The sequence below is a fragment of the Streptomyces sp. NBC_00193 genome, from assembly GCF_026342735.1.
GTDB lineage: Bacteria > Actinomycetota > Actinomycetes > Streptomycetales > Streptomycetaceae > Streptomyces > Streptomyces stoeckheimensis.
The window spans coordinates 2,721,912-2,734,783 of record NZ_JAPEMM010000001.1; the positions used below are offsets into that span (position 1 = coordinate 2,721,912).

Sequence of the window (12,872 nt, forward strand, 5' to 3'; positions counted from 1 at the left end):
AACAGCACACCGCCGGACCACACACGGGTGCGGTCGGGACTGACGGAGAGGGCTGCACGTTATGGAAGAGCCGCGTCGCCTCGGCGGCCGGTACGAGCTGAGCCACGTGCTCGGCCGTGGTGGCATGGCCGAGGTCTACCTCGCCCACGACACCCGGCTCGGCCGTACCGTCGCCGTCAAGACCCTGCGCGCCGATCTCGCCCGCGACCCGTCCTTCCAGGCCAGGTTCCGCCGCGAGGCCCAGTCGGCCGCATCGCTCAACCACCCGGCGATCGTCGCCGTGTACGACACCGGCGAGGACTACGTCGACAACATCTCCATCCCGTACATCGTGATGGAGTACGTCGACGGCTCGACCCTGCGCGAGCTCCTGCACTCCGGCCGCAAGCTGCTGCCCGAGCGCACCCTGGAAATGTGCATCGGCATCCTCCAGGCACTGGAGTACTCGCACCGCGCCGGCATCGTGCACCGCGACATCAAGCCCGCCAACGTCATGCTGACCCGCTCCGGCCAGGTCAAGGTCATGGACTTCGGCATCGCCCGCGCCATGGGCGACTCCGGCATGACCATGACGCAGACCGCCGCCGTCATCGGCACCGCCCAGTACCTCTCCCCGGAGCAGGCCAGGGGCGAGCAGGTCGACGCCCGCTCCGACCTCTACTCGGCCGGCTGCCTGCTGTACGAGCTCCTCGCCGTCCGGCCGCCGTTCATCGGGGACTCCCCGGTCGCGGTGGCCTACCAGCACGTACGGGAAGAGCCCCAGCCGCCGTCGAACTTCGACAGCGAGATCACGCCCGAGATGGACGCGATCGTGCTGAAGGCGCTGGTCAAGGACGCCGACTACCGCTACCAGTCCGCGGACGAGATGCGCGCCGACATCGAGGCCTGCCTCGACGGCCAGCCCGTCGCGGCCACCGCCTCCATGGGCGTCGCCGGCTACGGCTACCCCGACCAGGGCAACGGCTACGGACACCAGGGCTACGACCAGCCCACCACCGCCCTGCGCACCGCCGACCCGAACCAGACCTCCATGCTCCCGCCGATGCCCCCGGGCGACGGCGGATACGGGCACGGCGACCAGGGCGGCTACGACCAGGGCGGCCGCGGCCGGCGGCCGCAGAAGAAGAGCAAGGCCTCCACGATCCTGCTGGTCACCGCAGGCATCCTCGTGCTGGTCGGCGCGATCCTGATCGGGCGCGCCCTCTTCAACACCAACGCCGACAACCGGCCCGCGGTCCCCAAGCTCATCGGCGAAACCCTCGAAGCGGCCAAGGCGAACGGCACCAACGTCGGCGTCGTCGTGCAGCAGGACGGGGAGATGCCCTGCGAGGCCTCCCCCAAGGGCACGGTCTGCCAGCAGGACCCGGCCGAGGGCACCAAGGTCGCCAAGAACTTCGTCGTCAAGGTGAAGATGTCCACGGGCGCGCCCAAGGTCCTCGTTCCGAACGTCGTCAACCTGGCGATCGCGGACGCGGAGAAGGCGCTCCAGGACAAGGGCTTCCAGATCGAGAAGACGCAGGTCGAGTCCGAGCGGCCCGCCGGCACCGTCATCGATCAGAACCCGAAGAGCGGCGAGGCCGAGAAGGGTTCGACCATCAAGCTGACGGTGGCCAAGGAAATCTCCAAGGTGACCGTCCCGGACCTGACCGGCAAGAGCCAGGCCGACGCCGCGAAGGCCCTGCAGGCCGTCAAGCTGAAGCTCGGCAGCGTCACCGAGGTCGACGCGGCCCCCGGCACGGCCCCCAAGACGGTCGTCAGCCAGGACCCCGGCATCAACAGCCAGGTCGACGTCAACTCGACGGTCAACATCTCGGTCGCCAAGCCGGTCCAGCAGCTCACGGTCCCGAACCTGGTCGGCAGGACCATCAACCAGGCCAGGATGGAGCTCGCCTCCAAGGGCCTGATCTTCGGATCCGTCCTGTCGGGCTCCTCCGACGGCAAGGCGCGCATCCTGAGCACGGACCCGGCGGTCGGCAGCCCGGTGACCCCCGGCACGGTGATCAACGTGACCACGGTCCCCGACAACCAGCAGAACGGCGGCAACGACGGCGGCGGCGGCGGCTTCTTCGGAGGCCTGGGCGGCAACTAGCCCCGAGCACGACAGAGCACACAACGGGTCCGGCCCCTCTCCACGAGAGGGGCCGGACCCGTTTTTCGTCGCACGTGTCTTCATATGTACGAAATTCGTTAGCCCGGACGGGGGTGGGCACCAGAGCCCGCCCGGGAGGGACGGATCATGATCAACGAATCGGTACTGCTGGAGTCCAGGACCCTGCGCACGAGCGTCCTGGAGCGCACGGACGTGCTGGACAGGGTCAAGGCCCTGTCCCTCCTGCCGGACGGGCTCCACGTGACGACGGCGATGGTGGCGGCTTACTACGAAGTCGCGGAGACGGCGATCCGCCAACTCATCCAACGCCATCGGGACGAGCTCACAGGCAATGGGATGGCCGTGCTCCGCGGTTCCGAACTGCAGGATTTTGAGAGTGACAACTTGTCACCCTCAAAGCGGCGCAGCCTCACGATCTACAGCCGCCGTGCCGTCTTGAACGTCGGAATGCTCCTCCGGGACAGCGAAGTCGCACGTCAGGTGCGTACCTACCTCCTGGATGCCGAGCACGAGGTCCGCACGCACCCTGTGGATAACCTTGTCCACAGGGTTACTTGGGGCAACTTGCACGAACGGATCGACAACCGCATCACCGACGTGCTCGGCAAGACCGTAGTGCCCATGCTGAACGTCCTCATCGAGACCTCGGGCGAGCAGCGCCGCGAGCTGATCTCCCTCCGGGAGGACGTCCAGCAGATCCAGATGAAGCTCGTCGAGCACGACCTCCAGATCAGCCGGCTCCAGCGGGGCCAGGACGTCCGGGCCCTCACCGGAGTCATCGGCACGATCGACGCCATGAACTGGAAGGAGTTCGAGCTGCACGTCGCAGAGCTGCTCCGCCGCGACGGGTGCACCGACGTGGAGGTGTACGGCGGGCACGGCGGCGACCGCGGGGTCGACATCACCGCCAAGACGGCCGACGGGCGGACGGTCGCCGTGCAGTGCAAGAACTTCGCGCCCTTCCGGCACGTGCTCAGCGGCGAGATGCAGAAGTTCCTCGGCTCCTCCAAGGTGCTCCACCAGGCCGACGTGGCCCTCTACGTGGCCACCTGCGCCTTCACCCGCGAGTCCCTGGCCATCGCCGCCCAGGGGGGCGTCACGGCCGTCCACAGGGGGCTTCTGGAGGCCTGGAGCGCCGGAGTCCGGCTCCAGGTGCTGCGCTGAGTTCAGCGCAGCTCCGCGGGAAGGCTCCGCTTCGCGTCGACCTTTTCCGTGCGGACCAGCTCGCCCCACACGATGTAGCGGAACTTCGAGGTGTACACGGGCGTGCAGGTCGTCAGGGTGATGTAGCGGCCCGGTGCCGTCCGGCCCGACTCCTTGGGGATCGGGCTGATCGAGTCCACGTTGTACTTCGAGGTCTGGGCGAGCTCGGCGAAGACCTTGTACACGTACCAGGTGTCGCGGGTCTCGAAGACGACCGCGTCGCCGTTCTTCAGCTTGTCGATGTTGTGGAACTTGGCCCCGTGCCCGTCCCGGTGCGCCGCCAGCGCGAAATTGCCCGCCGGGTCCCACGGCAGCGCCGATTTCACCGGCTCCGTGTAGTACCCGGCGACCCCGTCGTTCAGGACGTCCGAGTCGGTGCCCTTCTTGACCAGCACCTCGCCGTTCTTCATCGCCGGCACGTGCAGGAAGCCGATCCCGCCCTGGGTGTCCAGCGCCCCCGGCGCCGCGGCCGCCTCCTGCGAGGGCGCCGCCCGTTGCCACTGCTCGCGCACCGCGTCCCCGCGGGCGGAGGCGTCCCGGTCGGCCAGGACGTTCGTCCACCAGAGGGAGTACGCCACGAACAGCGCGAGCACCAGGCCCACCGTGATCAGGAGCTCGCCCACCAGGCTCAGGAACCCCGCGAGGGCGCTGCGGCGCGGGGGCGGTGCGACACGTGACACTGCGGATCCTCTACGGGCTGGTCAGCTCGGGCGGAGCACCCTGGCTGCGGGGGCGTTCACCGGTCATCCTGCCCCATACGATCATCCGGTAGGTGCTGGTGAACTCCGGGGTGCACGTGGTCAGCGTGATGTACCGGCCCGGGGAAGTGAAGCCCGATCCGACGGGCACCGGCTTGATGACCGACACGTTCGACGGCGGGGTCTGCGCGAGCTGCGAGCTCATCTCGTACGTGTAGTACGCGTCCCGGGTCTCCACCACGATCTTGTCCCCCGGCACCAGCCGGTTGATGTAGCGGAACGGTTCGCCGTGGGTGTTCCGGTGGCCCGCCAGCGCGAAGTTGCCCTGCGCATCGGCCGGCATCCCGGTCGCGAGCGGCCCGTCGGCGTAGTGGCCGACCATGCCCTTGTCGAGGACCTTCGCCTTGTTCGTCCCCTCCGCGACCGGCACCTTCACGTCCAGCTTCGGGATGTACAGGATCGCGAAGCCCTGGCCCGGCTCGAACGCCGCCACGGGCGGGGCGGCCGCCCCGCCACCCGGATCGCGGTCCCAGTTCTGGAGCAGGGAGCCGGCGGCGTCATCGGCCGTCCGGCCCGCCAGGAAGTTCGTGTACCAGAGCTGGTAGCCGACGAAGAGGAGCATCACCAGGCCCAGCGTGATGAACAGCTCCCCGGCGAGCCTGCTGGCGACCACGACCGGCCCGCCCGAGGCCGGCCGCCTGCGCCGCCGGCCCCGGCCCCGCGTGCGCGCACGCTTCTCGGCCTCCTGTGCTGCCCTGCGTCGCGCTGCCCGGCCCTCGGTGGGCGCGGACGGCGCGAGCGCCGTCACGCGACGGCCTTGCCCACCACCGGGGCGAGCCCCACCGAGCGCTCCACCGCGCCCGCGTCACCGCAGCGCACCAGCCAGTTCGCAAGCATCCGGTGGCCCCACTCGGTCAGCACGGACTCGGGGTGGAACTGCACGCCCTCGACGTCGTGCTCGCGGTGGCGCAGGCCCATGATGATCCCGTCCTCGGTCCGCGCCGTGACCTCCAGCGTGTCCGGGAGGGTCGGGGGCTCGGCCGCGAGGGAGTGGTACCGGGTCGCGGTGAAGGGCGAGGGCAGTCCCTCGAAGACGCCGAGGCCCTCGTGGACCACCGGCGAGGTCTTGCCGTGCAGCAGTTCCGGAGCCCGGCCGACGACCCCTCCGTAGGCGACGGCCATCGACTGCATGCCGAGGCAGACGCCGAAGACCGGTACGCCCGTGTCCGCACAGTGGCGGACCATGTCCACGCAGATGCCGGCCTCTTCCGGCGTCCCCGGGCCCGGGGACAGCAGGACGCCGTCGAAGCCGTCCTGGGCGTGGGCGAGCTCGACCTCGTCGTTGCGCAGCACCTCGCACTCGGCGCCGAGCTGATAGAGGTACTGGACCAGGTTGAAGACAAAGCTGTCGTAGTTGTCGACAACCAGAATGCGCGCGCTCACGGAGTCGCTCCCGATCCCTCGTCCACCGTCACATCGTTGAACGGAAGCAGCGGCTCGGCCCACGGGAAGACGTACTGGAACAGCACGAACACCACCGCGAGCACCAGCACGAGGGAGATCGCAACGCGTACCCACGCGTTGCCCGGCAAATGCCGCCAGATCCAGCCGTACATGCCGCCTGTGTCCTTTTCGTCCACGATCGTTCAACGCACCGCAGGGGCGGTACGACCACAGCCTAAAGCCACCCGCCCGGCGCGGAGGGTCACCTTGCCAAACCCTCCGGTGAGCCCTGTGCGAGGGTCCGCATACCGGTCAGTTCGGCCCAGACCACGAGCCGGTGGCTGTGACCCCATTCCGGGTCGCAGGTGGTCAGCGTCAGGTACTTGCCCAGCGCCGTGAAGGGCGAGCGGCTCGGCACCGGATCGACCACGCCGACCTCCGTGGGGAGCGTGCGCAGCGGCTCCGCGCGGACGGTGTACGTGTACCAGCCGGTGGCGTCCTTGAGGATCACGAGGTCGCCGGGGCGCAGCTTGGGGATGTCCTTGAAGGGGTCCCCGTACGTGCGCCGGTGCCCGGCCACCGCGAAGTTCCCGGTGCCGCCGAGCCTGGCCGTGCCGGCGTAGTGGCCCAGGCCCTTCTTCAGCAGTTCGGTGCCCGTGCCCTCCAGGACCGGCTTGTTCCAGTCGGGGCCGAAGCGCGGGACGTACATCTCGGCGAAGGCCCGGCCCGGCGGGTACGTGCCGGGCTCCGGGGCGGCCGGGGGCGATGCGGCCGCCGACGGCGCGGGGGCGGGCTGCGGGGCGGCCGCGGGCACCGCGGACCAGCGGTCGCGCATGCGGGCCATCTCCCCGTCCATGGCCTGGTCGGCCTTGACCCCGGTCCACAGCAGGACGTAGACCACGAAGAGCACGATGAGCGAGCCCGCGGTCAGGCACACCTCGCTGAACGTCCGTACCAGCAGGCGTGGCACGTCGACGCTCCGGTCACGGGGTGGCGGACTCCAGCGGCTTCGCATAGTGGAGGTCCACTGTGCCGGAGTAGCCCGGCAGTGTCAGCGCCTTGTGCTCGTCCACTTTCCAGCCGAGCCCGTACGCGTTCACGTACAGCTGGTAGTTCTGCAGCGCCGGCGAGGCCGCGAGGGCCTTCTTCAGCGCGCCGGGGTCGCCTACGGCCGTCACCTTGTACGGGGGCGAGTACACGCGGCCCTGGAGGATCAGGGTGTTGCCCACGCAGCGCACGGCGCTGGTGGAGATCAGGCGCTGGTCCATCACCTGGATGCCCTCGGCGCCGCCCTGCCAGAGGGCGTTGACCACGGCCTGCAGGTCCTGCTGGTGGATCACCAGGTCGTTGGGCTGCGGCTCGGGCACGTTGGGGATGCGGGCCGTGGCGTTCGGGGGCGCGTCGTTCAGGGTGACCGTCACGGCCTTGCCGGTGAGCTCCTCGGTGCCGGAGGCGGCGCGCAGGGCGGCCAGTTTGGCGTCCTCGGCCTTGGTGCTCCCGTTGTCGCGTTCGGCGAGGGCGTCGACCTGGCCGCGTGCGGTGGCGGTGCTCTTCTCCAGCTCCAGATTGCTCTGGCTGCGCTCCTGGATCAGGTCGGACAGCTTGAGGAGCGAGGCGTCCGTCCGGATGTTCGTACCCTTGGAGGTGTTGAAGCTGGTGACGAAGATCAAGCCGGCCAGGGCGAAAACGGCGGCCGTGAGCAGCCGGACCGGTCTGGCACGGCGACGGGGACCCGCGGAGGAGTCGTCGGAATTGCTCAACGTACCCTTCTCCTTCAACGCCACAGGTCCACTACGCTAACGGACGCCCGGGGCAGGCCAGGTCCCCAGCCCATCGACAGGAGAGCCCCTCGTGCCGAAGTCACGTATCCGCAAGAAGGACGACTACACGCCGCCCCCCACGCGGACGCCGCAGTCGATCAAGCTGACGAACCGCAACTGGGTCGCCCCGGTCATGCTGGCGTTCTTCTTGGTCGGTCTGGCATGGATCGTCGTTTTCTATCTGTCCGAGACCCAGCTTCCGATCGAAGCTCTCGGAAATTGGAACATTGTGGTCGGATTCGGCTTCATTGCGGCAGGATTCGGCGTCTCCACGCAGTGGAAGTAGCCCGGCTCCGCAAGCTCTCCCCATGAGTTATCCACAGCGTCATCCACACCTGAGGAAAAGACAGAAGATCTGTGGATAACTCTGTGGAGAGTTGACGCCGGTGTGATCAGTTGAGTACGGAAAGTTCGGCCGTACGGATCGCGATCAGGGCTGTGGCCAGCAAGAACACCGCCACACAGGTGCCCCACTGGATGAATGTGCGATTCCGCGCGCCCATGTCCTTGGTCGGCCACAGGAAGCCCGCCGCAACCAGTGCACCGGTGACCAGACCACCGATATGGGCCTGCCAGGACACGTTCAGCCCCGGCGCGAAGGTGAGCACCAGCATGAACACCGCCATGGTGATCAGCGGGCGCATTTCGTACCGCATCCGGCGGAACAGCACCACGGTGGCACCGAGCAGGCCGAAGACGGCTCCGGAGGCACCCAGGGTCGCGACGTTCGGCTCGGTCAGCAGATAGACCGCCGCGCTGCCGCCGAGGGCCGACAGCAGGTACACGGTGAGGTAGCGTGCCCGGCCGAGCGCCTGCTCCAGCGGTCCGCCGATGAACCACAGGGCGAGCATGTTGCTGAAGATGTGCCACAGCTCGGTGTGCAGGAAGGCAGAGCTCAGCAGCCGGTAGTACTCGCCGGTGGAGACGCCTTCGAGCGGCCCGCCCACCAGCTCCCGGTAGCGGCCCAGGAGCTCCAGCTGGATCGCCAGCCCCGAGAAGACGTGGACCGCGAGGAACATGCCCACGTTGATCCCGATCAGGATCTTCGTGACCAGGTACGGATCGGCGGCGACCACCCCGCCCGCGATCGTGCGCGGGGCGTTGGCGGCCCGGCCGTGGCCCGTTCCCGAGCCCCCGCGGACGCACTCGGGGCACTGGAAGCCGACCGAGGCGCTGATCATGCAGTCGGGGCAGATCGGCCGCTCACAGCGCGTACAGCTGATCCCGGTCTCGCGGTCCGGGTGGCGGTAGCAGCCCGGAAGACGGTCGGTGTCCATCGGTCCCCTCGGTCGGCGGCGAGGCGGGCGGATCCGCCCGCGCCCGTCCGGTACGTATCGAGGACGGACGGGCGGGGCCGAAAGGTTCCCCTGCGGTCAGGCGCGCTTCTCGATGACGACGGAGTGGATGATCACGTCGTCGAGGGGGCGCTCGGTGCGCGGGTTGGTGGGACCCGCGGCGATGGTGTCGACGATCTTCTGGCTGGCCTTGTCGCCGATCTCGCCGAAGATGGTGTGCTTGCGCGTCAGCCAGGCGGTGGGGGCGACGGTGATGAAGAACTGCGAGCCGTTGGTGCCCGGGCCGGCGTTCGCCATCGCGAGCAGGTAGGGCTTGGTGAAGGCCAGGTCGGGGTGGAACTCGTCGGCGAACTGGTAGCCGGGGCCGCCGGTGCCGTTGCCCAGCGGGTCGCCGCCCTGGATCATGAACCCGCTGATGACGCGGTGGAAGACGGTGCCGTCGTAGAGCGGGTCCGTGGTCTTCTGGCCGTCCGTGGGCCGCGTCCACTCGCGCTCACCGGTGGCGAGTTCCACGAAGTTGCGCACGGTCTTCGGAGCGAAGTTCGGCAGAAGCTCGATCTCGATGTCGCCGTGGTTGGTCTTCAGGGTGGCGTAGAGCTTCTCGGCCACGGATCTGCCTTCCTCTCGTCGTCACTGTCGGTTTCAGATCCTCGCACGGAGGGCTGCACAGGACGGAAATCGTCCACCCGTATGCCCTGTCGCGCATGCCGGTCGGCGGTATGGGAGGCATGATCCGACAAAGGGTGGAAAGGTGAACTGTGTCCGCCACCGAGGAGGAGGATCCCGTGACCCGCAAGGAAAGCGTGCGTCTGGCAGCATCAAGTGCCAGGGATACGGCGCGGCACGCAGCGGAAGTGGTGGCGCCGTACGCGGAATCCGCCAAGCACGCTGCGGTGCATTACGCCCACGAAGCAAATGAACGGCTTGCGCCGAAGGTGTCGTACGCGGCCGGCGAGGCTGCCAAACAAGCCCGCCAGACGTACGACTGCCACGTACAGCCCCGGATCAAATCGGCGCGCTCCCATGTGCCGCCGAATGTCGACCGGGCGGCGTCCAATGCCGTGAAGCAGACCCGCCTGGCGGCCCTGCACGCGGTGGAGTACACGCAGCCGCGGCTGGAGAGCGCCCTCGCGGCGGCCCAGCCGGTGGCGGAGGAGGCCGCATCCCGGTCGACGGCGGCGCTGGCGGCGCTGCGCGGCCAGGTGTCGGCCAAGGATGTCAAGAAGCTCGTACGGCGCCACGAGCGGCGTGCGCGCTGCGGCCGCCTGTTCAAGGGCGTGGCGGTGGTCGGCGTCCTGGCCGGCGGCGCCTTCGCCGCGTGGAAGTGGTGGGACCAGCAGTCGAACCCGGACTGGCTCGTCGAGCCGCCGGCCGCGACCGAGCTGTCGGCGCGGGAGGAGGCTCCGGCCCCCTACGACGAGGAGCTGGCCGCGAAGGAGCGCGAGGCGAGGAACACCGTGTCCAGCCTGGAGGCGGAGGCCGAGGCCGTGCAGGAGCGGATCGACGCGGAAGACGCGAAGCGCAAGCACCGCTGAGGAACGAGGAACGCGCAACGAGAGTGGGGCCCGGATCCTTTCCCAGGATCCGGGCCCCACTCTTTCGTTGCGCTCCGCTCAGTTGGGGAGGGTGAGCTTCATCCCCGGGTGGATCATGTCGGGGTTCGAGCCGATGACGCCCTTGTTCATCGCGTAGAGCTCGCGCCAGCGGCCCTCGTTGCCGAGCTCGCGGCGGGCGATCGCGGAGAGCGAGTCGCCCGAGCGGACGGTGTACGTGCGCTGCGCCTTGGGCGCCGGCTTCGGCATCGGTGCCGCGGGCACCGCCTTGTGCGCGGCGGAGGCCGGCGTGGGCGTGTGCGGGGCGGGCCGGGTGACCGGGGGCGCCGGTGCGGCCTTGGGCGGCGCTGCCGCCGCCATGCGTTCGGCGGCCGCCTTGGTCGCCGCTGCCGCGTCGGTGTACTTGGTCCCGGTGTCGCCGGGCATCGAGGACGGCGGCGCCGGAGCGTCCGCGGCCTGCTGTTGCACCTGCTCAGCCGCCTTTTGGGCGGCCTTCTCGGCTTGTTCCTTCTTCTTGTCGGACCTCATGAAGTCGAACAGTCCCATGTGCGTACGCCTCCGGCATGGTGGTGCCCCCCTGGGCTGAGTGCCTTGTTCCACTCTCTGCCAGAAGGCCCGGGACGGCCCTGTGACTGGGCCATCCGGGGGATGCCGGTCGGCTACTGGCGAGCCCTGCGGGCCGGCCTCGGGCTCTCCGACGGGGTCTCCAGATCACCCTTGACCAGCAGGTTCAGTACCCGGAGCACGGCCGCGCGGTCCTCGTCGGCGAGGGAGCCGAGGGCGTCGGCGTGCACCTGGTCGACGATGCGGCTGCTCTCCTGCGCCAGGGCCGCGCCCTTCTCCGTGACGACGATGACGCGGGCCCGGCGGTCCGTACCGGACTGCCGCCGCTCGGCCAGTCCGGCCTTCTCCAGGGCGTCGACGGTGACGACCATCGTCGTCTTGTCCATGCCCCCGATCTCGGCGAGCTGGATCTGCGTCCGCTCCTCCCCCAGCGCGTGCACGAGCACGCAGTGCATCCGTGCCGTGAGCCCGATCCGGTCGAGTGCCGCCGCCATCCGGGTGCGCAGGACGTGGCTGGTGTGGTCCAGGAGGAAGGAGAGGTCCGGCTCGTTCTGCGCGGGTGCCATGGCTGTCATGTTCACCAGTCTAGCAATTCAGTCTCCAACAGATCGTCTGCAACAGAACTATCTGATACGGTCTCATCAAGTCAGCCCGCCGATCACCGACTGGGGACACAGATGCCTGCCACCGCCGCTCCCTCCGCCTCCACCTCCGCTGCTCCCGCCGCTCCCGCTCCCGCTCCCGCTCCCGCCTCCCCCTCCGCCGCCCCGGCCGCACCGCGCGGGCTGCGCTCCCGCTGGACCGCTCTCGGGGTGCTGTCCACCGGCGTCCTGATGACCGTCCTCGACGGCAGCATCGTCACCGTCGCGATGCCGGCCATCCAGAAGGACCTGGGCTTCACCCCCGCCGGACTCAGCTGGGTCGTCAACGCCTACCTGATCGCCTTCGGCAGCCTGCTGCTCCTCGCCGGCCGGCTCGGTGACCTCATCGGCCGCAAGCGGATGTTCCTGGCCGGGACCGGCGTCTTCACCGGAGCCTCCCTGCTCGCCGGATTCGCCGGCTCGCCCGAGGTACTGATCGCCGCCCGGTTCCTGCAGGGCCTCGGCAGCGCCGTGGCCGCCGCCGTCAGCCTGGGCATCCTCATCACGCTGTTCACCGAACCGCGCGAGCGGGCCAAGGCCATCGCCGTCTTCTCCTTCACCGGCGCGGCCGGAGCCTCCCTGGGCCAGGTGCTCGGCGGGGTCCTGACCGATGCCCTGGACTGGCACTGGATCTTCTTCATCAACCTGCCCATAGGGCTCGCCGCCCTGGCACTGGCCCTGCCCGCGCTCCCCTCCGATCGGGGACTGGGGCTACGCGCCGGGGCCGACGTCCTCGGCGCCCTCCTGGTCACCGCGGGCCTGATGCTCGGCATCTTCACCGTCGTCGAGGTGGAGCGCTACGGCTGGGTCTCCGCCCACACCCTCGGCCTCGGCACGCTCTCGGTCGCTCTGCTCGCCGGCTTCACCGCACGCCAGGCCAGGACCCGCACCCCGCTGGTACCGCTGCGGATCTTCCGCTCGCGGACCGTGGTCGGCGCGAACCTGGTCCAGATGCTGATGGTGGCCGCGCTGTTCTCCTTCCAGGTGCTGGTCGCCCTGTACCTGCAGAACGTGCTCGGCTACGGAGCCGCCGAGACCGGCCTGGCCATGCTCCCGGCGGCCGTGGTCATCGGCGGGGTCTCCCTCTTCGCCTCGGCCCCGCTCAACGCCCGCTTCGGCGAACGGGCCGTCCTGCTCGCCGGACTCGCCCTGCTCGTGGCCGCCCTGGGGCTGCTGACCCGGCTCCCGGTCCGCGCCGACTACGTCACCGACCTGCTCCCCGTGATGCTGCTGGCCGCCGGCTTCGGCCTGGCCCTGCCCGCCCTCACCGCGCTGGGGATGTCCGGCGCCGACGAGCAGGACGCGGGCCTCGCCTCGGGCCTGTTCAACACCACCCAGCAGATCGGCATGGCCCTCGGCGTCGCCGTCCTGTCCACCCTGGCCGCCGCCCGCACCGACTCGGCGCTCACCACCGGCCTCGACCGCGCCACGGCCCTGACCTCGGGCTACCACCTGGCCTTCGGCATCGGCGCCGGGCTGATGCTCACGGCGCTCGTGGTGGCGGCGACCCTGCTGCGGACCGGCCCGCGCCGGTGACCTCCTGCC

At 69.6% G+C, this 12,872-nt stretch carries 14 protein-coding genes and 1 pseudogene; 5 read left to right on the forward strand and 10 right to left on the reverse strand.

From position 1 onward, the window contains the following. Positions 1-61 precede the first annotated feature (61 nt). Together pknB and OG898_RS11975 are read left to right on the forward strand one after the other, a co-directional pair. Positions 62-2,089 (forward strand): Stk1 family PASTA domain-containing Ser/Thr kinase, encoded by a 2,028-nt coding sequence (pknB, locus tag OG898_RS11970; protein ID WP_266956699.1) that lies wholly within the window; start codon positions 62-64, stop codon positions 2,087-2,089. Between the two features lie 147 nt (positions 2,090-2,236). Beyond that, the gene (locus OG898_RS11975; protein ID WP_266956701.1) at positions 2,237-3,274 is read left to right on the forward strand and encodes a restriction endonuclease; all 1,038 of its coding nucleotides are present in this window, start codon (positions 2,237-2,239) and stop codon (positions 3,272-3,274) included. A 2-nt stretch (positions 3,275-3,276) separates the two neighbouring features. Here OG898_RS11975 and OG898_RS11980 read toward each other — a convergent pair whose 3' ends face one another. The 6 genes and pseudogenes from OG898_RS11980 to OG898_RS12005 all read right to left on the reverse strand — a co-directional run bounded on the left by OG898_RS11980 (position 3,277) and on the right by OG898_RS12005 (position 7,214). Continuing rightward, positions 3,277-3,993 (reverse strand): class E sortase, encoded by a 717-nt coding sequence (locus OG898_RS11980; protein WP_250738682.1) that lies wholly within the window; start codon positions 3,991-3,993, stop codon positions 3,277-3,279. 10 nt (positions 3,994-4,003) lie between these two features. After that, positions 4,004-4,690, reverse strand: a pseudogene (locus OG898_RS11985) (class E sortase); the annotation flags it as partial. A gap of 125 nt (positions 4,691-4,815) precedes the next feature. Continuing rightward, positions 4,816-5,454 carry an aminodeoxychorismate/anthranilate synthase component II gene (locus OG898_RS11990; RefSeq protein WP_243331047.1) on the reverse strand — a complete coding sequence of 213 codons (639 nt, stop codon included), beginning with the start codon at positions 5,452-5,454 and terminating at the stop codon, positions 4,816-4,818. Beyond that, complete coding sequence (locus OG898_RS11995; protein WP_266960486.1) at positions 5,451-5,651, reverse strand: hypothetical protein; 201 nt, start codon at positions 5,649-5,651, stop codon at positions 5,451-5,453. The genes OG898_RS11990 and OG898_RS11995 overlap by 4 nt, the downstream gene beginning before the upstream one ends. A 65-nt stretch (positions 5,652-5,716) precedes the next feature. Beyond that, complete coding sequence (locus OG898_RS12000; RefSeq protein ID WP_250738680.1) at positions 5,717-6,469, reverse strand: class E sortase; 753 nt, start codon at positions 6,467-6,469, stop codon at positions 5,717-5,719. Further along, complete coding sequence (locus OG898_RS12005; protein WP_250738678.1) at positions 6,438-7,214, reverse strand: DUF881 domain-containing protein; 777 nt, start codon at positions 7,212-7,214, stop codon at positions 6,438-6,440. The genes OG898_RS12000 and OG898_RS12005 overlap by 32 nt, the downstream gene beginning before the upstream one ends. 91 nt (positions 7,215-7,305) lie before the next feature. On the opposite strand from OG898_RS12005, the gene crgA reads away from it, so the two are divergent. Beyond that, a complete protein-coding gene (gene crgA, locus OG898_RS12010) occupies positions 7,306-7,560 on the forward strand; it encodes a cell division protein CrgA (protein WP_250738676.1) in 255 nt (84 codons plus the stop codon). Between the two features lie 106 nt (positions 7,561-7,666). Here the strand turns inward: crgA and OG898_RS12015 are convergent, their stop codons facing one another. Together OG898_RS12015 and OG898_RS12020 are read right to left on the reverse strand one after the other, a co-directional pair. After that, positions 7,667-8,551 carry a rhomboid family intramembrane serine protease gene (locus OG898_RS12015; RefSeq protein ID WP_266956705.1) on the reverse strand — a complete coding sequence of 295 codons (885 nt, stop codon included), beginning with the start codon at positions 8,549-8,551 and terminating at the stop codon, positions 7,667-7,669. Between the two features lie 96 nt (positions 8,552-8,647). Then, entirely contained in the window at positions 8,648-9,178 is a 531-nt protein-coding gene (locus tag OG898_RS12020) for a peptidylprolyl isomerase (protein WP_250738670.1), read from the reverse strand. Between the two features lie 176 nt (positions 9,179-9,354). Between OG898_RS12020 and OG898_RS12025 the strand changes: the two genes are divergently transcribed. Further along, positions 9,355-10,104: a DUF5324 family protein gene (locus tag OG898_RS12025; RefSeq protein ID WP_250738669.1), complete on the forward strand. Its 750-nt coding sequence runs from the start codon at positions 9,355-9,357 to the stop codon at positions 10,102-10,104. Between the two features lie 78 nt (positions 10,105-10,182). Here OG898_RS12025 and OG898_RS12030 read toward each other — a convergent pair whose 3' ends face one another. Both OG898_RS12030 and OG898_RS12035 read right to left on the reverse strand, forming a co-directional pair. Beyond that, a complete protein-coding gene (locus OG898_RS12030; protein WP_250738668.1) occupies positions 10,183-10,668 on the reverse strand; it encodes a LysM peptidoglycan-binding domain-containing protein in 486 nt (161 codons plus the stop codon). 113 nt (positions 10,669-10,781) lie between these two features. After that, positions 10,782-11,261, reverse strand: a complete 480-nt coding sequence (locus OG898_RS12035) for a MarR family winged helix-turn-helix transcriptional regulator (protein WP_250738667.1) — start codon at positions 11,259-11,261, stop codon at positions 10,782-10,784. A gap of 102 nt (positions 11,262-11,363) precedes the next feature. Between OG898_RS12035 and OG898_RS12040 the strand changes: the two genes are divergently transcribed. Beyond that, positions 11,364-12,863 (forward strand): MFS transporter, encoded by a 1,500-nt coding sequence (locus tag OG898_RS12040; protein ID WP_266956709.1) that lies wholly within the window; start codon positions 11,364-11,366, stop codon positions 12,861-12,863. Positions 12,864-12,872: the final 9 nt, after the last annotated feature.